Origin of the sequence: Streptomyces sp. SP18CS02, assembly GCF_036322365.1 — a bacterium.
Taxonomy (GTDB): Bacteria; Actinomycetota; Actinomycetes; order Streptomycetales; family Streptomycetaceae; genus Streptomyces.
The window spans coordinates 59802-79351 of the sequence record NZ_JAQYXC010000302.1; the positions used below are offsets into that span (position 1 = coordinate 59802).

Here is a 19550-nt window from a genome sequence, read left to right on the forward strand (position 1 = left end):
GGTCCCGGTGGGCTACACGGGGTGCCCGGCCTCATGCGGATCTGCGTCCGACCCGGTCCTGCTCTTCCCTCGGGAGCGGGGCGGCGGCCCTGCGGGGCTCTTGGGCCGGGCGCCGGATTCCGCGTGTCCTTCCGACGGCGAGTCGTCGCGCCCGGCGTCCTGGGGCGCTGCGGGGGCAGGCATTCCGCTTCCTGGGCCGCCGGTCGCGGGCACCTGCTCGAAGACCGCGTCCGAGTCGTCCGAGCTCGTGAGCAGATACGCCTGCGCCTCACCCACGTGGAAGTACATGCCGTGCAGCTCCAGCGTGCCCTCGGCCAGCCGTCGCGCCACCGACTCGTGCTCCTTCAGGTGGTCCAGCTGCTGAACCACATTGGTGAGGCAGAGCTGCTCCACCGCGTCGGCGGGCAACCGTCCCGAGATCCGGGCCCATGTGCGGTGCTTGCTCTTCATCCGGTCGAGGCTGGGCCTTCCGTGTCGCAGCCACCGTCGCAAGGGTGTCGCGGGGGCCTCGGGGTCGCTGCCCAGAAGTGCCTGCATCGCCCCGCAACCCGAATGGCCGCACACGGTGATGGACTGTACGCACAGGACGTCCACCGCGTACTCGATGGCGGCCGCCACGGAGTCGTCGCCGCTCTCCGCACCTGGAAGCGGAACCAGATTGCCCACGTTTCGTACCGTGAACAGGTCCCCCGGACCGCTGGCGGTGATCATGCTGGTGACCAGGCGGGAGTCGGCGCAGGTCAGGAAGAGCTGGGAGGGGTGCTGCCCTTCGCGGGCCAAGCGGGCCAGCTCGTCACGCACGAGCGGAGCCGTATGACGCTGGAACGAGCGGAGCCCGCTGGCCAATTGCTGACCGGTGGAGGGGCGCGGTTCGGTCTGCTGGTCGCCGCAGCGATGGTTGCGCCAGGGCGTCCACGTCCGGCAGCACGAGTGGGAGCCGGAGGGGTGTTCGGGGATGTGGCCGCCCGGGCGGCCGGTCACCTCGACCTGCCCGCCCCGGGCCGTGTGGGTGATCTGCCAGTCCTGCAAGGTTTCGTAGGCTGCGTGGTCCATGAATGATCCGTCCAGTTCGACGACTGCGTGAGCCCCCTGGGGAATCTGGTGCAGAGTCCTGCTCAGCCGGGGGACGGCGAGGAAGGTCAGCTGCCCGCGCGCTTTGATGTGGTGGATGCCTTCGTGCTCCTCACGGGTGATCCGGGTCCGGGTCAGCCGGTGCATGGCGAGCCCGGCCGCCACCAGGATGCCGAGGGCCACGCCCTCGAGGATTCCGGCGAGCACCACACCGGCGAGCGTTGCCGCGTACACGACCACCTCACGGTGGCGGGTGACGCTGCGGATGTGGGTGATGCTGATCATCTGGATGCCGACGACCATGACCAGCGCGGCGAGCGCGGCCAGCGGGATCAGATCCAGTACGGGTACGAGGAACAGCGCGGCCAGTACGACCCACAGCCCGTGCAGCATGGTGGAATGCCGGCTCACCGCGCCCGCCGACACGTTGGCGACGCTGCGTACGGCGACTCCGGCCACCGGCAGTCCGCCGAGCGCGCCCGAGATCACGTTGGCGGCGCCCTGTCCCGCCAGCTCGCGGTCGAGATTCGAGCGCGGTACGTGGACCTTCGGTTCCGTGCGGGAGGCCACCAGTTTGTCGACGGCGACGGCGGACAGCAGTGACTGCACGCTGGTGACGAGCGTGATGGTCAGGACGGCCGCGGCGATGCCCAGGACCGTCCCGCTCGGTAGTGCGGGCAGGGCGTGACTGCTCCAGGAGGGCAGGTCGACGCGGGGCACATCCAGTCCGGACGTGACGGCCAGAGCCGTGGCGACGGCCACCGCCGCGAGCGCGGCCGGCACCCTGCTCACCAACCGGCCGTAGGTGCCGGGGAGGTGTCGCCATGTCAGCAGCAGCACCACGGTGAGTGCGCTCACCGACAGCGCCGGCCACTGCGACCTCGCCAACTGGGACGGCAGTTCGATCACATTGTCGACGACGGAGCTTTGCGGTGTACCGCCGAGGACGATGTGGAGCTGGGCGAGAGCGATGGTCACACCGATGCCCGCCAGCATTCCATGCACGATCGCGGGGGAGACGGCGAGCGCCGACCGCGCCACACGCACCGCCGAGAGGCCGATCTGGGCGAACCCGGCGAGAACGGTGATCGCGCATGTGGTGCGCCATCCGTATGTCTGGATCAACCCGGCGGTCACGACGGTCAGTCCGGCTGCGGGGCCACTGACCTGGAGTGGTGAACCGCCGAGCCGCCCGGCGACGATGCCGCCGACGGCCGCGGCCACCAGCCCCGCCTGAAGTGGTGCTCCGGTGGCGAGGGCGATGCCGAGGGAGAGCGGCACGGCGATGAGGAAGACCACGAACGAGGCGGACAGATCGGAGCCGGCGAAGGGGCGGCGGCGGCCGTCCGGCGGGCTGTGCGGCCGCTGGAAGCGGGTGGTGTCGGAGGTGCGCACTGGGCGGTCGGAGCTGTTCGTGCGTGTAGGGACACAGGCGGTCATGGAATTCCCGTCTATTCCGGGCGGCGCGGTCGCGGTGCGTGCGGGGGGACGTCGAAGCGCGGCCGTGGGTCACGGCGTACAGCAGCGGGAGGTAAAACTCTGTGTAAACGAAGGGTAATGCAGAGTAAAGACTGAGGCATGATTTTTAGGGCAAAAGGGGCACTGGTTCACTCGATTTAGCGAATAAGGCATTTGATACGGCTTGTCATACCTTCTCCATCACCCTCGCGGTGTCACGTTGACGCAGCTCGCAGAGACGTTCGCGAAGACGTTCGTGACGACGCTCGCAGGGGCGACCGCAGCGACGTTCGCCCAGGCCTGAGGGAAGAGGGGTGTGCGGATGAAGGCCGCCACGAAGAGGATCACTGTCGGCGCGGTCACGGTGGCGCTGATCGGGGGACTGGCCGGATGCGCCGGCCTGGACGAAGCCGTCACCAAGGGTGCCCCGGGCCCCAAGAAGGCCGCTGTTCCCAAGAGCGCGGTGCGCCTCATCGGGGACGGCTCCACCGCGTACACCGGGGTCCAGCCGGGGCTGCGCAAGCCGGAGCGCCTGAAACCAGGTCAGCGCCCGCCCCAGTTCGTCGTCTTCTCGTGGGACGGGGCCGGCGAGGACAGCCAGAAGCTCTTCTCCCACTTCCGCAAAGTGGGCAAGAAGTACGGAGCGACGATGACGTACTTCCTCAGTGGCGTCTACCTGCTGCCCGAGGAGAAGGCGACGCTCTACGACCCGCCCGGACACTCGCCCGGCCGCTCGGACATCGGCTTCAACGACACCGAGGGAATCCGTGCCACGGTGCGTGAACTGCGTGGTGCCTGGCAGGAGGGCAACGAGATCGGCACACACTTCAACGGCCACTTCTGCGGCCCGGAGAGCGGTGTCGGCACCTGGTCGGTCGAGGACTGGAAGGACGAGATCGCACAGGCCAAGTCCTTCGTCACCAAGTGGAAGACGAACTCCGGCCTGACCGCCGAACAGCCTCTGCCCTTCGACTACGACAAGGAACTGATCGGCGCCCGGACGCCCTGCCTGGAGGGCAGGAAGAACTTCGTACGCGCGGCGAGCGACCTGGGCTGGCGGTACGACACCAGCGGGGTCAACGACCAGATCTGGCCCAAGAAGGACGAGGGGCTGTGGGACCTGTCGTTGCAGCTCGTCCCGGTGCCTGGCCGGGCGTTCGAGACGCTCTCCATGGACTACAACTTCATGGTCAACCAGTCGGGGACGGCCAAGGGCGACTCCTCCCAGCACGAGTACTGGGGGAACCAGATGCGCGACGGCCTGCTGCAGGCGTTCGATCGTTCGTACAACGGCAACCGGGCCCCACTGATCATCGGCAATCACTTCGAGTCCTGGAACGGCGGCACCTATATGCGTGCCGTCGAGGAGACCATCGCGCAGGTCTGTGTCCAGGACGAGGTGCGCTGCGTCTCCTTCCGCCAGCTCGCGGACTGGCTGGACGCGCAGGACCCGGCCGTGCTGGAGAAGCTGCGCACCCTGAAGGTCGGCAAGGCCCCGGCGGACGGCTGGGCGTCGTTCCTTGCCCCGCGGCCCGCCGCCCCCAAGGCGTCACCGGGCACGTCGGCCGGCAGTGCGGCCGGCGCGGCCGCCGACGCGGCCAATGGCGCGGAGTCCCGTTCCTGGCCGTCCGGTTCCTGGCCGTCCGGTTCCTCGTCGGCCGGTGACTCGGCCAGCGACTCGGCCGGTGACTCGTCCTCAGGGCCGGCACCGGGAGGCGCGGCACCGGATGCAGCTACATCGTCCGAGGTGGCCTCGTCCGAGGTGGCGTCGTCCGACGCGGCGCGGGAGGACATGTCCGGGGATGACGCGACGTCCGGCGACTCCCCGCCGGACGCGGTGTCACCGACGGTCAGGCGGGCTGAACAGCGCTGACCTCCTCACTCAGTACGAAGGCGGGGTCGACCTGCGCGGCCAGGTCGGCTCCCGTCTTCGCATTTCCCCAGCTCTCCGCGTTCTTCAGATGGAAGTGCACCATCTGCCGGGTGTAGCGCTCCCAGTCGCGCTGGACGTACGAATCCTCAGCGGCGTCCTGGAGGGCCTGCAAGGCCATGCGGTTGTCGACTTCGAGCAGTTCGAACCGGCCGGGCCGGCCCTTCTCCATCGCGCGGACCCAGTCCGAGTGGCCGATCGTCACCAGGAGGTCGTCGCCCACCTCGTCCCGCAGGAAGTCCACGTCGTCCTGTCCCTGCACCTTGTTGCCGACGACCTTCAGGGCGACGCCGAAGTCACGGGCGTACTCCTTGTACTGGCGGTACACCGAGACACCCTTGCGGGTCGGCTCGGCCACCAGGAAGGTCATGTCGAAACGGGTGAACATCCCGGAGGCGAACGAGTCCGAGCCGGCCGTCATATCGACGACGACGTACTCGTCGGGCCCGTCCACCAGGTGGTTGAGGCAGAGTTCGACCGCCCCGACCTTGGAGTGATAGCAGGCCACTCCGAGGTCGGATTCGGTGAACGGCCCGGTCGCCATCAATCTGATCTCCTCGCCGTCCAGCCGGACGGGCCGGGCACAGGCGTCGTAGACCGGATTCTCCTCACGGACGCGCAGCAGCCGCGAGCCCTCGCCGGGCGGCGTGGTTTTGATCATGGTGTCGGCGGAGGCGATCCGTGGATTCGTGCCGCGCAGGTAGTCCTTGATGAGCGGCAGGTGGGCACCCATCGCGGGGAGGGCGGCGGCCTGCGCCTCGTCGAGACCGAGCGCCGCCCCCAAGTGCTGGTTGATGTCGGCGTCCACCGCGACGACAGGGGCTTCATTGGCGGCCAGGTGGCGGATGAAGAGCGAGGACAACGTGGTCTTGCCGCTGCCGCCCTTCCCTACGAAAGCGATCTTCATGTTCACCTAGGGTAGTGCTGCGAGTGCCTTCTGTTGTCAAGGTGTATGAAGAACACCACTCCAAGGGGGGACGGCGGCGCCGGGCGCGTAGCCTCGCTACCTATGAGTACGAATGCCGCTGACCCGCTGGCCGCCCTCGGGGCGCTGCCCGGTGTGCCCGATGCCGTGGACTCCGTACGCAAGGCTGTCGACCGGGTGTACGGGCACCGTGTCATGCGACGCCGTAGCAATGAGGTCACCTCGGAAGCGGCGCTGCGCGGGGCACGTGGCTCCGCGGCGCTGTCCGGGGCCGACTGGGCGCTGGAGGAGGTGCGCAGGCGGACCGACTTCGGCGGGGACCAGGAGGCGCGGACGGTCGGTGCCTCCCTGCGGCTGGGCGCCGAGGCCGGTCAGTTGCTGTCCATCTGGCGGCAGTCCCCGCTGCGCGTACTGGCTCGGCTGCATCTGGTCGCGGCCGGCGACAACGCGGACTCCGTGGGACGTCCGCGCCGGGACGGCGAGAAGGTCGACGAGCCGCTGATCGAGGCTCCGCTGCCGGATGCCGCCGAGGTCGCGGGGCGTCTGGACGGCCTGGCCGAACTGATCATCGCGGGCGGCTCCGCGCCCGCTCTGGTGACGGCGGCGGTGGTACACGGCGAGCTTCTGGCGCTGCGCCCCTTCACTTCGTACAGCGGGCTGGTGGCACGGGCGGCGGAGCGCGTCGTGCTGATCGGCAGCGGGCTCGACCCGAAGGCGATCTGCCCTGCCGAGGTCGGTCACGCGGAGCAGGGGCGTGCGGCGTACGTCGCCGCGTTCGAGGGCTACCTGTCCGGTACGCCGGAGGGTGTGGCGGCGTGGATCGCGCATTGCGGGCGTTCGGTGGAGCTCGGTGTGCGGGAGTCCACGGCGGTGTGCGAAGCGCTGCAGCGGGGCGCCGCCTGAGGCGTGGCCGACCGCGCAAGCGGGCTTCTCGGACCGGTGGCCTGCTGACGCACGACGCGGGCGGCGGACCGAGCTGAGCGGGGTTCCGGCCTGAGCGGGATTCCGGCCTGAGCAGGGTTGCGGCGGTACCGGGGGCCGGTACCGCCGCTGACACGTCCGCCGGGTTACCAAGCGTCCTCGATATATGCCCATCAGGCGGGGATGCTTTGCCCATCGCCTGGTGCGGCTGGCCCGTAATCGACGGGTCGACGTCGCGTGGGTGCTCAGCTTTCGTGTGCGGTCCGTGGGGCCTTCTTGCTCAACAGGTGATCCTCTCGGATGTCCTCGGTCTCGCGGGCCGTTAATCCATTTGTACTCCCGTACCCAGTGATGCGAAACCCCTGACTCCGCTTCTTTGCTCTTTTCGGTCAAATACCGGCAAAGCCTGCGGGTCAGACGGACACGTGACGGCGCTTGCTCGCGTACCAGACGAGTCCTGCCGTCGCCGCTGCCGCGCCCACCGCGGCGGCGGCCACGAGCGCCGGGCGCGGCGGCATCCGGAACACAGGCAGCCGCTGCTTCAGCCGGACCGGACGGTTGAAGGTGAGAACCGGCCACTCACGCGCCTGGGCCTCGCGGCGCAGCGCACGGTCGGGATTGACCGCGTACGGGTGGCCGACGGATTCCAGCATCGGGACATCGGTGGAGGAGTCGCTGTAGGCGTAACAGCGCTCCAGGTCGTAGCCCTCGGAAGCGGCGAGTTCCCGGATCGCCTCCGCCTTGGTGGGGCCGTACGCGTAGTACTCCACCTCACCCGTGAAGCAGCCGTCGTCGCCGACGACCATGCGCGTGGCCACGACCCGGTCGGCGCCGAGCAGCTCGCCGATCGGCTCGACCACCTCGGCTCCGGAGGTGGAGACGATCACGACGTCCCGGCCGGCGGCGTGATGCTCCTCGATGAGGGATGCCGCCTCGTCGTAGATGATCGGGTCGATCAGGTCGTGCAGGGTCTCGGCGACCAGCTCTTTGACCTGCTGGACGCTCCAGCCCTTGCAGAGCGCGGAGAGGTACTCGCGCATCCGCTCCATCTGATCGTGGTCGGCGCCGCCCGCGAGGAAGACGAACTGGATGTAGGCGGTACGCAGGACGGCGCGGCGGTTGATCAGACCGCCTTGGTAGAAGGACTTGCTGAAGGTCAGAGTCGATGACTTCGCAATGACCGTCTTGTCCAGGTCAAAGAAGGCTGCTGTGCGCGGCAAGGAGTGGTTTTCCACGAGCCCGAGCATAGGTGCCCGCCATTCGGCGTACGCTGGCGCGTGTGGGTTTGCTTGAGAGGGCTCTCGGGTACACCATGGAAGTCACGGATCGTTCGCGACCGTGCTAACCCGGTCCGGCTCCTCCCCCCCCGAGTCGGCCGGAGAGACGACCCCCGCTCTCCCCCCCGGCGGGGGTCGTCGCATGTCCGGACGCGTTTTCGTCCGCTCGCGTCGGCCTGGTCGGTTCTTTCCACCCCCCGCGCCTCCCGTCCCGTCGTGGACCTTCGACCACTATGACTCGTGACGCAGCGTAGCGGAAGGGCTGCTCTGTGGAAGTCACCGGTATGAGCGAGGGGGATATTCACAACCGGTGGGTTATCCACAGTTTTTTGGCAAGATCCACTTTATTTTCCGAACCCCTGCACCGTGATTCCGGTCGTGAAGTCGGCGGACACGGGGAATCGCGGATCTCTCCCCGCCCGGCGGCTGCGCGGCGGCAGTCCGGACGCCTCCGCGCGCTTCCCGAATGACGCGCGGAGACCAAACGGAGAAGACAGGAAAGCAGGGGGTGGAGACTTTGGCTGGATCCAGCACGTCCGACCGCATGCCGGCGGTCGAGGAGCGGCGTCCCGGACCGCTGATCGTCACCGAGGATCCGGATCTGCTCGACGATCTGCTGCGGCTGTGCGCCGCGGCGGGCGCGCATCCCGAGGTCCACCACTCGGTACCGGAACGCGGGGCCGACTGGGACGAGGCACCGCTCGTCCTGGTGGGGGACGACGCGGCGGGCCGGTGCCGTGGTGCCGCGCGGCGCGGTGGGGTCCTGCTCGTCGGGCGGGACCGGGACGACCCCGGTGTGTGGCGGCGTGCGGTGGAGATCGGCGCGGACTGCGTGCTTCGGTTGCCGGACGCGGAGCGCTGGCTCGTCGACCGGATCGCGGACGTCGTGGAGGGCGTGGGGCGGCGGGCACTGACCGTGGGGGTGATCGGCGGACGCGGCGGGGCCGGGGCTTCGACGCTGGCGTGCGCGCTGGCGGTCACCGCGGCACGCGGTGGTCATCGCACGATGCTGGTGGACGGCGATCCGCTCGGCGGCGGACTGGATGTCCTGCTCGGAGGGGAGCAGGCCGAGGGGCTGCGCTGGCCGGATTTCGCGGCGTCCAAGGGCAGGGTCGCCGGTGGGGCGCTGGAGGAGTCGTTGCCCTCGCTCCGTGGGCTCCGGGTGCTCAGCTGGGACCGGGGCGACGCGGTGGTGATCCCGCCGGTAGCGATGAGGTCGGTGCTGGCCGCGGCGCGCAGGCGCGGCGGAGTGGTGGTCGTGGACCTGCCGCGCCGGGTCGACGAGGCCACTACCGAGGCGCTGGCCCAGTTGGATCTCGGTCTGCTGGTCGTCCCAGGTGAGCTGCGGGCGGTCGCGGGGGCCAGAAGGGTGGCGTCGACGGTCGGCGCGGTCCTTCGGGACCTGAGGGCGGTGGTGCGTGGACCGTACGCCGCCGGGGTGGACGAGGAATGGGTGGCCCGGGTGCTGGGATTGCCTCTGGCGGGTGAACTGCCGCTCGAACCGGGCCTGCCGGCGGCGCTGGACGCGGGAGTGCCGCCGGGCGACAGCGCGCGCGGACCGCTGGGACGGTTCTGCGCGGCCTTCTGGGGACGTGCGCTGGCCGTCGAGGGGGTGGTCTCGTGACGGCGGGGCTGCTGGACGCGGTGCGGCAGCGGCTCGCGGAGAGCGGTACCGATCCGACCCGCGGCGGCGTGGCGGCCGCGATGCGTGCGCAGGGCCGGGTGCTGGGGGACGCCGAGGTCCTCGGCGCCACCGAGCGGCTGCGGGACGAACTGGTGGGGTCGGGCCCGTTGGCGCCCCTGCTCGACGATCCGGCCGTGACGGACGTGCTGGTGTCCGCGCCGGACCGGGTGTGGGTGGACCGTGGGCGGGGGCTGGAGCTGACGGACGTCGCCTTCGCGGATCCGGCGGCGGTGCGCCGGCTGGCGCAGCGGCTCGCCGGAGTCGCGGGGCGGCGCCTGGACGACGCCCGGCCCTGGGTGGACGCACGGCTGCCGGACGGGACCCGTCTGCACGCGGTCCTGCCGCCCATCTCGGTCGGTTCGACCTGTCTGTCGCTGCGGGTGGTGCGGCCCCGGGCGTTCACGGTGGCCGAGCTGATCGCGGCGGGGACGGTCCCGCCGGGCGGCGAGCGGGTGCTGGGCGCGCTGGTCGAGGCCAGGGTCTCGTATCTGGTCAGTGGGGGCACGGGCTCGGGAAAGACGACGCTGCTTTCCGCGTTGCTCGGCCTGGTGGGCGAGCGGGAACGGATCGTGCTGGCCGAGGATTCGGCGGAGCTGCGGCCCGAACACCCCCATGTCGTGCGGCTGGAGGCGAGGCCGGCGAACCAGGAGGGCGCCGGGCGCGTGACCTTGCGGGACCTGGTCCGGCAAGCACTGCGAATGCGGCCCGACCGGCTGGTGGTGGGGGAGGTGCGAGGAGCGGAAGTGGTCGATCTGCTGGCCGCGCTGAACACCGGTCACGAGGGCGGGTGCGGCACGGTGCACGCCAATTCCGCCGCTGATGTACCGGCCCGGCTGGAGGCGCTGGGCGCGGCGGCGGGTCTCGACAGGGCGGCACTGCACAGCCAGTTGGCGGCCGGACTCTCCGCGGTGGTCCATCTCGTGCGGGACCGGGACGGGCAGCGGCGGATCGCCGAGGTGCACGTGCTGGAGCGGGACGAGCGAGGGCTGGTGGTGACGGTCCCCGCGCTGCGGTGGGGCGGGGAGGGGTTCGGGCGGGAGCGCGGCTGGGAGCGGCTGCGATCGCTGATCGGGGGTGTGTGGTGCTGACGGCGGGGCCGGGATTCGCGGCGGCGCTGTGCGCGGGTGCTGCGGCGGCGCTGCTGGCGGGCCGGGAGCAGGGCCCGCGCAGGGCCCGTGCGCTGGCGGCGGGACGTGGTCCGGAACCGGACGCCAGAAGCCTGTCCCCACGGGGGTCCTGGGAGCGGTGGTGGCCGGTGGTGCGGGCGCGTCGGGAGTGGTCGTGCCTGGTGCTGGCGGGTGTCGTCGCCGTTATGGGCGGCTCGCCGCTGCCGCTCCTGGCAGGTGCCGGCGCAGTGCCGTTGGCCCGCAGGCGATTACGGGCGCGGGAGCGCGCGAGGGAGCGGGCGCGGAGGACGGAGGCGGTGATCGCGCTGTGCGGAACGGTCGCGGGTGAATTGCGCGCCGGGTGGCAGCCGGCTCAGGCGTTGTTCTTCGCCGCCCGGTCGACGGGGGCGCTGGCTAGTGATGAGGCGGCGGTCCTGGCGGCGGCGCGGTTCGGTGGCGACGTGCCCGAGGAGTTGCGGCGGGCGGCCGTGCGGGAGGGGGCGGAAGGACTGACCGGGGTCGCCGCGTGCTGGCGGGTCGCGGTGGACGGCGGAGTCGGTCTGGCAGCGGGGCTCGACCGGCTGGAGGCGACGCTGCGGGAGCGGAGGGACGGGAGTGAACGGCTGCGTGCCCGGCTGGCCGGGGCCTGGGCCACGGTGGCACTGCTGGCCGTGCTGCCCGTGGTGGGGCTGGTGATGGGGTGGGCGCTCGGCGCCGATCCGTTGCGGGTGCTGCTGCACACTCCGGCGGGGCTGGCCTGTCTGGCGGTGGGCGGACTGCTGGAGACGGTGGGCCTGTGGTGGGCCGGCCGCGTCGTGAGACGCGGGGAGGCGGCGTGAGCGGCGGCTTCGCGTACGGGGCGGGGATGGTGGTCGCGGTCCTCTCCGGGGCGGCCTGGGCGGCGGTCTCGTCGGTGGACCGGCGCCGGGCGCGTCGGGCGCGGGCCCGTCTGGGAGCGCTGTCGGCCGTGGACGGCCGACAAGGGGCCCGCTGGCCCCGGCTCAGGGTCCGGGCCGCCCGATGGGTGGCGCCCGTGGGTGCCGCGGTGGCCGGCTGGGTGCTGGTCGGAGACATCGCCGGGTGTGTGGTCGCCGGCGCGGCGGCGTACGGCGTGTGGAGGTGGCAGCGACGTCCCCGGCCGGTTGCCGAGGACGAGGGGACGGTGCCTCGGCTCCCTCTGGCGGCGGATCTGCTGGCGGCCTGTCTGTCGGCCGGGGCGGGGCCGAGCGAGGCGGCCGAGGCGGTCGGGGAGTCGCTGGGCGGCCAGGTCGGTGAACGGCTGAGGCGAACGGCCGCCGAGCTGAGACTGGGCGGCGACCCGGCCGATGTGTGGGGGAGGTTCGCGGAGATCCCGGGCGCTCGGGAGCTGGCCCGGTGTCTGGAGCGGGCGGGCGCGTCGGGGGCTCCGGCAGCCGATGCCGTCACCCGTCTGGCTGCGGTGATGCGGGCGGAGCGCGCCCGGGAGGCCGAGGCCCGGGCACAGCGGGCGCAGGTCCTGATCACCGCACCTGTGGGGCTGTGCTTCCTGCCCGCGTTCCTCGCGGTCGGAGTGGCGCCCGTGGTCATCGGGCTGGCGAGCGCACTGCTGTGACCGGGTGCGCGCCGGGCGCGCCGCAGCGGCCGTGCCCGAGCCGCGCACGTGCGCACGGAGTCGCACCCCGATGAAGGTGCCGGGCAGCGCGGGGGCTTGACCGCGCACGGAGCCAGAGGCGCATGAGTCATCGGCGCATGAGTCATCGGCTCACGAAGGCATCGGCTCAGGAAGGCATCGGAAGGCGCAAGGGGCGTGAAAAAGCCCATCAAGCGCCCTGAAACAAGCCAAATCATCTGAAAATTCAACGAAACAAAGGGGGAGACATGGGCAAGCGAGGCCGGATGACGATGGGGGCGGACCGTGCGTACGAGACCGGCGTACGGCGCCGGATGGACCGCGCGCGAGGCCGGGGGGCTCCGGGAGGCTCACGAGTGCCGCGAGGCCGGGCGGCCCTGGGCAGTCCGCCGGCGCCGCTCGGCCGGCGAGCCCCGGCAGCTTCACACCGCCTGCGCGTGCCGCGTGGCCCGTGGGCCCTGCGTGCTCTGTGCCGCGCCCTGCCGGCGCTGCGAGGCAGGTCGGCACTGCTCGGCCGGCGGGCCCCTGCGGGCCGTCCGGGGAGGGGCCGGGACGCCGGGATGACCACGTCCGAGTACGCGATGGGCACGATCGCCGCGTGCGCCTTCGCGGCCGTTCTCTACAAGGTCGTGACGAGCGACGTCGTGTCCGCCGGGCTGGAGTCGGTGATCGGGAGGGCGCTCGATGCCCCGTTCTGATGCCGGCCGGGCCGCCCGGGACCGGGGTTCGGTGACGGCGGAGGCGGCGACGGCCCTGCCGGCCCTGCTGCTGTTCGCCATGGCGCTGGTGTGGGCCCTGACCGCGGCCGCGGCCCAGATCCAGTGCGTGGACGCCGCGCGGGCCGGTGCGCGGGCAGCCGCCCGTTCGGAACCGAGGGAGGCCGCGGTGGCGGCCGCCCGCTCGGCCGCCCCGGACGGGGCACGGGTCTCGGTCGCGCGGTCCGGGGAGCTGTGGCGGGTGCGGGTGGAGGCCCGGACTCCGGGTCCCCGCGCCCTGGGCCTGACGCTCGCGGCCGAGGCGGCCGCGCTCGCGGAGGACACCGTGGGCGTGGCGCCATGAGCGGGTGCGACCGGGGTTCCGCGACCGTGTGGGTGGCTGTCGTGGCGGGGGTGCTGTGCGCGGTCTTCGGCACGGTGCTCGCCCTGGGCCAGGCGGTGGCCGCCCGGCACCGCGCGGGTGGCGCCGCCGATCTGGCGGCGCTCGCCGCGGCGGACCGGGCGCTGTGGGGCACCGCCCACGCGTGCGGGGCCGCGGACCGGGTCGCCAGGGCGCAGGGTGCGGAGATGGTCCGCTGCGAAGTGCGTGGCGAGATCGCGGAGGTGACCGCGCGGACGCGCCTGGGGCCGTACGCGCCGGAGGTCAGGTCCCGGGCGGGGCCTCCGGGGGTGTTTGCGGGGCTCCCCGCAGCAGTTCCGTGAGGAGGCGCACGGCGCCCCGCTTGTGGAGCGGTTCGTTGCCGTTGCCGCACTTGGGTGACTGGACACAGGACGGGCACCCCGCCTCGCACTCGCAGGAGGCGATGGCGTCGCGGGTGGCGGTGAGCCACTCCCGGGCGGTGTGGAAGGCGCGCTCCGCGAAGCCCGCGCCACCCGGTTGGCCGTCGTAGACGAAGACCGTCGGCAGCAGGGTGTCCGGGTGGAGCGGGACGGACACTCCGCCGATGTCCCAGCGGTCGCAGGTGGCGAAGAGCGGGAGCAGCCCGATGGAGGCGTGCTCGGCGGCGTGCAGGGCACCCCCCAATTGCTCGGGTCCGACCCGGGCGGCGTCGAGCTGGTCCTCGGTGACCGTCCACCACACGGCGCGGGTGCGCAGGGTGCGGGGCGGCAGGTCGAGTTTGGTCTCGCCCAGCACTTCACCGGTGATGAGCCTGCGCCGCAGGAAGGAGACGACCTGGTTGGTCACCTCGACGGAGCCGTAGCAAAGGCGCCCCTCGCCCCAGGGGATCTCGGTGTCGGTCTCCAGCACGGAGATGGTGGTCGTGTCCCGGGCGGTGGTGGAGTACGGCGGGGCAGCCTCCTCCACGAGGGCGACGCCGTCCTTCAGGTCCAGGTGCTTCACCAGATAGGTGCGGCCCTGGTGGAGGTGGACGGCTCCGTCATGGACGGCCGCGTGGGAGGCCGCTTCGTCGACCGTGCCGAGCAGCCGGCCCGTCCCGGCCTCGACGATCTGGACGGGGCGGCCGCCCTCGCCGCGGATGTCGGCAAGGTCGGCGGCGCGCTCGCGGCGGGTCCAGTACCAGCCGGAGGAGCGGCGGCGCAGCAGGCCCGCGGATTCCAGCTGGGGCAGCAGTTCCGCGACGGCGGGGCCGAAGAGCGCCAGATCCGCTTCGGTCAGCGGAAGTTCCGCGGCCGCCGCGCACAGATGGGGGGCGACGACGTAGGGATTGTCGGGGTCGAGGACGGTCGATTCGACCGGTCGGCGGAACAGCGCGTCGGGATGGTGGACGAGGAAGGTGTCCAGCGGGTCGTCACGGGCCACCAGGACCGCGAGCGCGCCCTGCCCGGCACGCCCGGCGCGGCCGGCCTGCTGCCACAGTGAGGCGCGCGTGCCCGGGTAGCCGGCGATGACGACGGCGTCCAGGCCGGAGACGTCGATGCCGAGTTCCAGCGCCGTGGTCGCGGCGAGACCGAGGAGTTCCCCCGAGTGCAGGGCGCGCTCCAGGGCCCGGCGCTCCTCGGGGAGGTATCCGCCCCGGTAGGCGGCGACGCGCCCGGCCAGGGACCGGTCGACCTCGGCCAGGCGTTCCTGGGCGATGACGGAGATGAGCTCGGCGCCCCGCCGGGACCGTACGAAGGCGACCGAGCGGACGCCCTGGACGGTCAGGTCGGTGAGGAGGTCCGCGGTCTCGGCGATGGCGGTACGGCGTACGGGCGCGCCCTGCTCGCCGTGCAGGTCGGTCAGCGGGGGTTCCCACAGGGCGAAGACCAGTTCTCCGCGAGGCGAGGCGTCGTCGGCGACCTCGGTGACGGGCAGCCCCGTGAGGCGGCCGGCCGCGAGGGCGGGTTCCGCGGCGGTGGCCGAGGCGAGGAGGAAGACCGGATCGGCGCCGTAGCGGGCGCAGACACGCCGGAGGCGGCGCAGGACCTGGGCGACGTGCGAACCGAAGACGCCCCGGTACGTGTGGCACTCGTCGATGACGACATAGCGCAGCGATCGCAGGAAGGAGGACCAGCGCGGGTGTGAGGGAAGTATGCCCCGGTGGAGCATGTCGGGGTTGGTCAGCACGTAGTTGGCGTACTGGCGGATCCACTCGCGTTCCTCGACGGGCGTGTCGCCGTCGTAGACGGCCGGGCGGATCCGGTTGCCGAGCGGTGCCGCGAGGGCCTTCACGGAGCGCCGCTGATCGGCGGCGAGGGCCTTGGTCGGAGCGAGGTACAGGGCGGTGGAGCCCCGGCCGTTGGGCGCTTCGGCCCCGTCGAGGAGCGTGGAGAGCACCGGGGCGAGATAGGCCAGCGACTTGCCGGACGCGGTGCCGGTGGCGATCACGACCGACTCGCCGTCCAGGGCGTGTTCGGCCGCGAGCGCCTGGTGGGCCCACGGATGGCCGATGCCGGCTGCCTGAATGGCGTTGATCACTTCTGGACGAATGCGATCGGGCCAGACGGCATGCCGACCCGGCTTAGGGGGCAGGTGCTCCGTATGAGTGATGCGCGCAGCCCGGTTCGCCCCCGTGGTGAGCCGGTCGAGGACCGTACTGGGGGAGGGGCGCAGGCCCCCGCTCTCGGGATGTCGACTGGGACGGTGATTCTTGGCCATCGGCACCGAGTGTGTCACCGGCGTGACGGACAATGCTCCCAAGGCGTCGTGCATGGCTGCTGGTAAGTGATTGAATGCCATCGCGGCTGGCGATCCGTCCCCTGGCTCCGCTGGGGAGATTTGAGGGGGCGACCGCTCGATAGCAAGGTGCTGGAGGATCCGTGGACCTGTCCCTGTCGACTCGCAATGTGTCCGGCCCTGGTGGCGACCGTACGGTCGTCGAGGTCGGTGGCGAGATTGATGTGTATACCGCGCCCAAGCTGCGCGAGCAGTTGGTCGAGTTGGTGAATGACGGCAGCTACCACCTGGTCGTCGACATGGAGGGCGTGGACTTCCTCGACTCGACCGGTCTCGGCGTGCTGGTGGGCGGCCTCAAGCGCGTGCGCGCGCATGAGGGCTCGCTGCGCCTGGTCTGCAACCAGGAGCGCATTCTCAAGATCTTCCGGATCACTGGTCTGACCAAGGTGTTCCCGATCCACACCACGGTCGACGAGGCGGTCGCGGCGACCGACTGAGGTCGGCCGGACGCTTCCGGAGGAAGGAAGGTCAGGGGCGCCGGGCGATGAGCCCGGTCCTCTGAGATGCACGCCCGTATGTCCGAGGGGGACCCTGTGGCCACCGTTGAACTGCGCTTCAGTGCACAGCCCGAGCACGTCAGGACCGCCCGTCTCGTGGCGGCCGCCGTGGCGCGCCGGGCCGGGGTCGACGAAGCCGTGCTGGACGAGGTCCGGCTCGCCGTCGGTGAGGCGTGCTCACGTGCCGTCGGACTGCACCGGAGCAACGGCGTCACCTCCCCCATCCGCGTCGCCCTGACCGAGGGGGAGAAGGCCTTCTCCATCGAGGTCGGCGACGAGGTGCCGGGCGCGGGCGTCGCGGCGGCCGATGCGGCCGGTGTACCCGGGGCGCGCAGTGCCGCGCCCGCCGAGGATTTCGACGATGCGGAGGGCCAGGACGAGATGGGCCTCGCCGTGATCACCGGGCTCGTCGACGACGTCGAGGTGTCCGCAGGTGAGCAGGGTGGGGCCATTCGGATGACATGGCCGATCTCTTCCGCGACTGTGCTTCCCTGACCGACCCGGTATGAAAAAGGCCCTGCTGAGCAGGGCCTTTTTGTTTTCACCGTACTTTCGATCAAGTGTCAATGCTTTCGTCCCATTACTGCTTTCGGGTGCATTCTCAAGGTCGATCATTTGCCGATCGCCAACATCGGGTGAATTCTGTTCTTCAGTGCACTGTTTTGATCGGGTTCCGCTCCCTACACTCCGTCCACAGCTTGAGCTCTTCTGACGTCAAGGAGGACGAATGGCGGGGCTCTTCGAAACTCAGCTGTCGGACCACTCCACCTCTCTCGCCGCCGCGGTGCTCACCCATGAGAACCGGATCATCGTGATCGTCATCGCGGCCGTGGCGCTGGCTGCACTGATCGTCGCCCAGCTCCTGGTGCGCCAGGTGCTCGCGGCCGACGAGGGCACCGCATCCATGAAGGAGATCGCGGGTGCCGTACAGGAAGGGGCGAATGCCTATCTGGGCCGGCAGTTGCGGACCCTTGGCATCTTCGCCGTGGTCGTGTTCTTCCTGCTGTTGTTGCTTCCGGCCGACGACTGGTCGCAGCGTGCGGGACGCTCCCTGTTCTTCCTCGTGGGCGCCCTATTCTCGGCGACCACCGGATACATTGGCATGCGCCTGGCGGTACGGAGCAATGTGCGGGTGGCGGCAGCCGCGCGGGAAGCGACTCCCGCACCGGGCGAGCCGGAAAAGGATCTGACGGCCGTCTCCCACAAGGCAATGAAGATCGCATTTCGCACGGGTGGCGTGGTCGGCATGTTCACCGTGGGCCTCGGCCTGCTCGGCGCCTCCTGCGTGGTGCTCGTCTACGCGGCCGACGCTCCCAAGGTGCTGGAGGGCTTCGGTCTGGGCGCCGCGCTCATCGCGATGTTCATGCGGGTCGGCGGCGGCATCTTCACCAAGGCCGCGGACGTCGGGGCGGACCTCGTCGGCAAGGTCGAGCAGGGCATCCCCGAGGACGACCCGCGCAACGCCGCCACCATCGCCGACAATGTCGGGGACAACGTGGGCGACTGCGCGGGCATGGCCGCCGACCTCTTCGAGTCGTACGCCGTCACGCTCGTCGCCGCGCTCATCCTCGGCAAGGCCGCGTTCGGCGATCTCGGCCTCGCCTTCCCTCTGATCGTCCCGGCGATCGGCGTGGTCACCGCGATGATCGGCATCTTCGCGGTCGCCCCGCGGCGCGCCGACCGCAGCGGGATGACCGCCATCAACCGCGGGTTCTTCATCTCCGCGCTGTTCTCCCTCGCCCTGGTGGCCGTGGCGGTCTTCGTCTACCTCCCTTCCTCCTACGCGGCCCTGGACGGCGTCTCCGACCCGGCCATCCGGGCGCACGGCGGCGACCCCCGCGTCCTGGCGCTGGTGGCCGTCGCCATCGGCATCGTGCTGGCGGCGCTGATCCAGCAGCTGACGGGCTACTTCACCGAGACGAGCAGGCGCCCGGTGCGGGACATCGGCAAGTCGTCGCTGACCGGCCCCGCGACGGTCGTGCTCGCCGGCATCGCCATCGGACTGGAGTCGGCGGTGTACACGGCGCTGCTGATCGGACTCGCCGTGTACGGGGCGTTCCTGCTCGGCGGCGCGTCGATCATGCTGGCGCTTTTCGCGGTGGCGCTCGCCGGAACCGGCCTGCTCACCACCGTCGGCGTGATCGTCGCCATGGACACCTTCGGGCCGGTCGCCGACAACGCCCAGGGCATCGCCGAGATGTCCGGAGACGTCCAGGGCGCCGGTGCCCAGGTCCTCACCGACCTCGACGCGGTGGGCAACACCACCAAGGCCATCACCAAGGGCATCGCCATCGCCACCGCAGTCCTGGCCGCGGCCGCGCTCTTCGGCTCGTACCGGGACGCGATCGCCACGGCGGTCGCCGATGTGGGCGCCAGGGCCGCCTCGATGAACCTGAGCATGGACATCTCACAGCCCAACAACCTCGTCGGTCTCATCCTCGGCGCAGCCGTCGTCTTCCTGTTCTCCGGGCTGGCGATCAACGCGGTCTCCCGGTCGGCCGGCGCGGTGGTCTACGAGGTGCGCCGACAGTTCCGCGAGCACCCCGGGATCATGGATTACAGCGAGAAACCGGAGTACGGGCGCGTCGTCGACATCTGCACCAAGGACGCGCTGCGCGAGCTCGCCACGCCGGGGCTGCTCGCCGTCATGGCACCGATCGCGGTCGGCTTCACCCTCGGGGTCGGCGCCCTCGGCGCGTACCTCGCGGGCGCCATCGGCACCGGCACCCTGATGGCCGTCTTTCTCGCCAACTCCGGCGGCGCCTGGGACAACGCCAAGAAGCTCGTCGAGGACGGGAACCACGGCGGCAAGGGCAGCGACGCGCATGCCGCCACGGTCATCGGCGACACGGTGGGCGACCCCTTCAAGGACACCGCGGGACCGGCGATCAACCCGCTGCTGAAGGTGATGAACCTGGTCGCGTTGCTGATCGCGCCCGCCGTCGTGCAGTTCGGTTACGGGGACGACGCCAGTCCGGGCGTACGGGCCGTGGTGGCGGCACTCGCGATCCTCGTCATCGTCGGCGCGGTGTACGTCTCCAAGCGACGTTCGGTGGCCGTGAGCGACGAAGGCGACTCCGAGGAAAGGGTGGCCAGTAAGGCATCCCTCCTCTAGCCCATGTGGTACCACCTGATCAAGCGATGGGCGGGCGAGGCGCATTGGCGCTTCGCCCGCCCTTTCGTACGGCCGTGGTGAGCCTTGTCTCCCTTGGTGCAAATGGCTGCAATAGTGTACGGA

At 71.1% G+C, this 19550-nt stretch carries 15 protein-coding genes and 1 pseudogene; 12 read left to right on the top strand and 4 right to left on the bottom strand.

Annotation, left to right across the window (positions count from 1 at the left end; all coding sequences use genetic code 11):
* Positions 1-12 precede the first annotated feature (12 nt).
* A complete protein-coding gene (locus PUR26_RS30835; protein WP_329877502.1) occupies positions 13-2511 on the bottom strand; it encodes a SulP family inorganic anion transporter in 2499 nt (832 codons plus the stop codon).
* 340 nt (positions 2512-2851) lie between these two features.
* On the opposite strand from PUR26_RS30835, the pseudogene PUR26_RS30840 reads away from it, so the two are divergent.
* Positions 2852-4129 (top strand): annotated as a pseudogene (locus tag PUR26_RS30840) (hypothetical protein); the annotation flags it as partial.
* A gap of 250 nt (positions 4130-4379) precedes the next feature.
* On the opposite strand, the gene PUR26_RS30845 reads toward PUR26_RS30840, so the two are convergent.
* The gene (locus PUR26_RS30845; protein ID WP_329877505.1) at positions 4380-5366 is read right to left on the bottom strand and encodes an ATP-binding protein; all 987 of its coding nucleotides are present in this window, start codon (positions 5364-5366) and stop codon (positions 4380-4382) included.
* Positions 5367-5468: 102 nt separating this feature from the next.
* Here PUR26_RS30845 and PUR26_RS30850 point away from each other — a divergent pair, with 102 nt between their 5' ends.
* Entirely contained in the window at positions 5469-6287 is an 819-nt protein-coding gene (locus PUR26_RS30850) for an oxidoreductase (protein ID WP_329877507.1), read from the top strand.
* Between the two features lie 431 nt (positions 6288-6718).
* Here the strand turns inward: PUR26_RS30850 and PUR26_RS30855 are convergent, their stop codons facing one another.
* Positions 6719-7552 carry an HAD family hydrolase gene (locus tag PUR26_RS30855; protein ID WP_329877509.1) on the bottom strand — a complete coding sequence of 278 codons (834 nt, stop codon included), beginning with the start codon at positions 7550-7552 and terminating at the stop codon, positions 6719-6721.
* Positions 7553-8126: 574 nt separating this feature from the next.
* Between PUR26_RS30855 and ssd the strand changes: the two genes are divergently transcribed.
* The 7 genes from ssd to PUR26_RS30890 all read left to right on the top strand — a co-directional run bounded on the left by ssd (position 8127) and on the right by PUR26_RS30890 (position 13399).
* Entirely contained in the window at positions 8127-9206 is a 1080-nt protein-coding gene (gene ssd, locus PUR26_RS30860; RefSeq protein ID WP_329877561.1) for a septum site-determining protein Ssd, read from the top strand.
* Positions 9203-10354 (top strand): TadA family conjugal transfer-associated ATPase, encoded by a 1152-nt coding sequence (locus PUR26_RS30865; RefSeq protein WP_329877511.1) that lies wholly within the window; start codon positions 9203-9205, stop codon positions 10352-10354. The genes ssd and PUR26_RS30865 overlap by 4 nt, the downstream gene beginning before the upstream one ends.
* On the top strand, positions 10348-11211 hold the full coding sequence (locus tag PUR26_RS30870; RefSeq protein ID WP_329877563.1) for a type II secretion system F family protein: 864 nt from the start codon (positions 10348-10350) through the stop codon (positions 11209-11211). Before PUR26_RS30865 ends, PUR26_RS30870 begins: the two co-directional genes overlap by 7 nt.
* A gap of 26 nt (positions 11212-11237) precedes the next feature.
* Positions 11238-11963 carry a type II secretion system F family protein gene (locus tag PUR26_RS30875; protein ID WP_329877565.1) on the top strand — a complete coding sequence of 242 codons (726 nt, stop codon included), beginning with the start codon at positions 11238-11240 and terminating at the stop codon, positions 11961-11963.
* Positions 11964-12487: 524 nt separating this feature from the next.
* Positions 12488-12679, top strand: a complete 192-nt coding sequence (locus PUR26_RS30880) for a DUF4244 domain-containing protein (protein WP_329877567.1) — start codon at positions 12488-12490, stop codon at positions 12677-12679.
* Complete coding sequence (locus PUR26_RS30885) at positions 12666-13040, top strand: TadE family type IV pilus minor pilin (protein WP_329877513.1); 375 nt, start codon at positions 12666-12668, stop codon at positions 13038-13040. Before PUR26_RS30880 ends, PUR26_RS30885 begins: the two co-directional genes overlap by 14 nt.
* Positions 13037-13399: an Rv3654c family TadE-like protein gene (locus tag PUR26_RS30890; protein ID WP_329877515.1), complete on the top strand. Its 363-nt coding sequence runs from the start codon at positions 13037-13039 to the stop codon at positions 13397-13399. Before PUR26_RS30885 ends, PUR26_RS30890 begins: the two co-directional genes overlap by 4 nt.
* Here the strand turns inward: PUR26_RS30890 and PUR26_RS30895 are convergent.
* Positions 13341-15818 (bottom strand): DEAD/DEAH box helicase, encoded by a 2478-nt coding sequence (locus tag PUR26_RS30895; RefSeq protein WP_329877517.1) that lies wholly within the window; start codon positions 15816-15818, stop codon positions 13341-13343. The two genes, PUR26_RS30890 and PUR26_RS30895, sit on opposite strands and share 59 nt — an antisense overlap.
* Before the next feature lie 80 nt (positions 15819-15898).
* Here PUR26_RS30895 and PUR26_RS30900 point away from each other — a divergent pair, with 80 nt between their 5' ends.
* The 3 genes from PUR26_RS30900 (at position 15899) to PUR26_RS30910 (ending at position 19427) form a co-directional block, all read left to right on the top strand.
* Entirely contained in the window at positions 15899-16252 is a 354-nt protein-coding gene (locus tag PUR26_RS30900; protein ID WP_003967428.1) for an STAS domain-containing protein, read from the top strand.
* A gap of 96 nt (positions 16253-16348) precedes the next feature.
* Entirely contained in the window at positions 16349-16807 is a 459-nt protein-coding gene (locus PUR26_RS30905; RefSeq protein ID WP_329877518.1) for an ATP-binding protein, read from the top strand.
* 232 nt (positions 16808-17039) lie between these two features.
* Positions 17040-19427, top strand: a complete 2388-nt coding sequence (locus tag PUR26_RS30910; RefSeq protein WP_329877519.1) for a sodium-translocating pyrophosphatase — start codon at positions 17040-17042, stop codon at positions 19425-19427.
* The last annotated feature ends 123 nt before the right edge of the window (positions 19428-19550 follow it).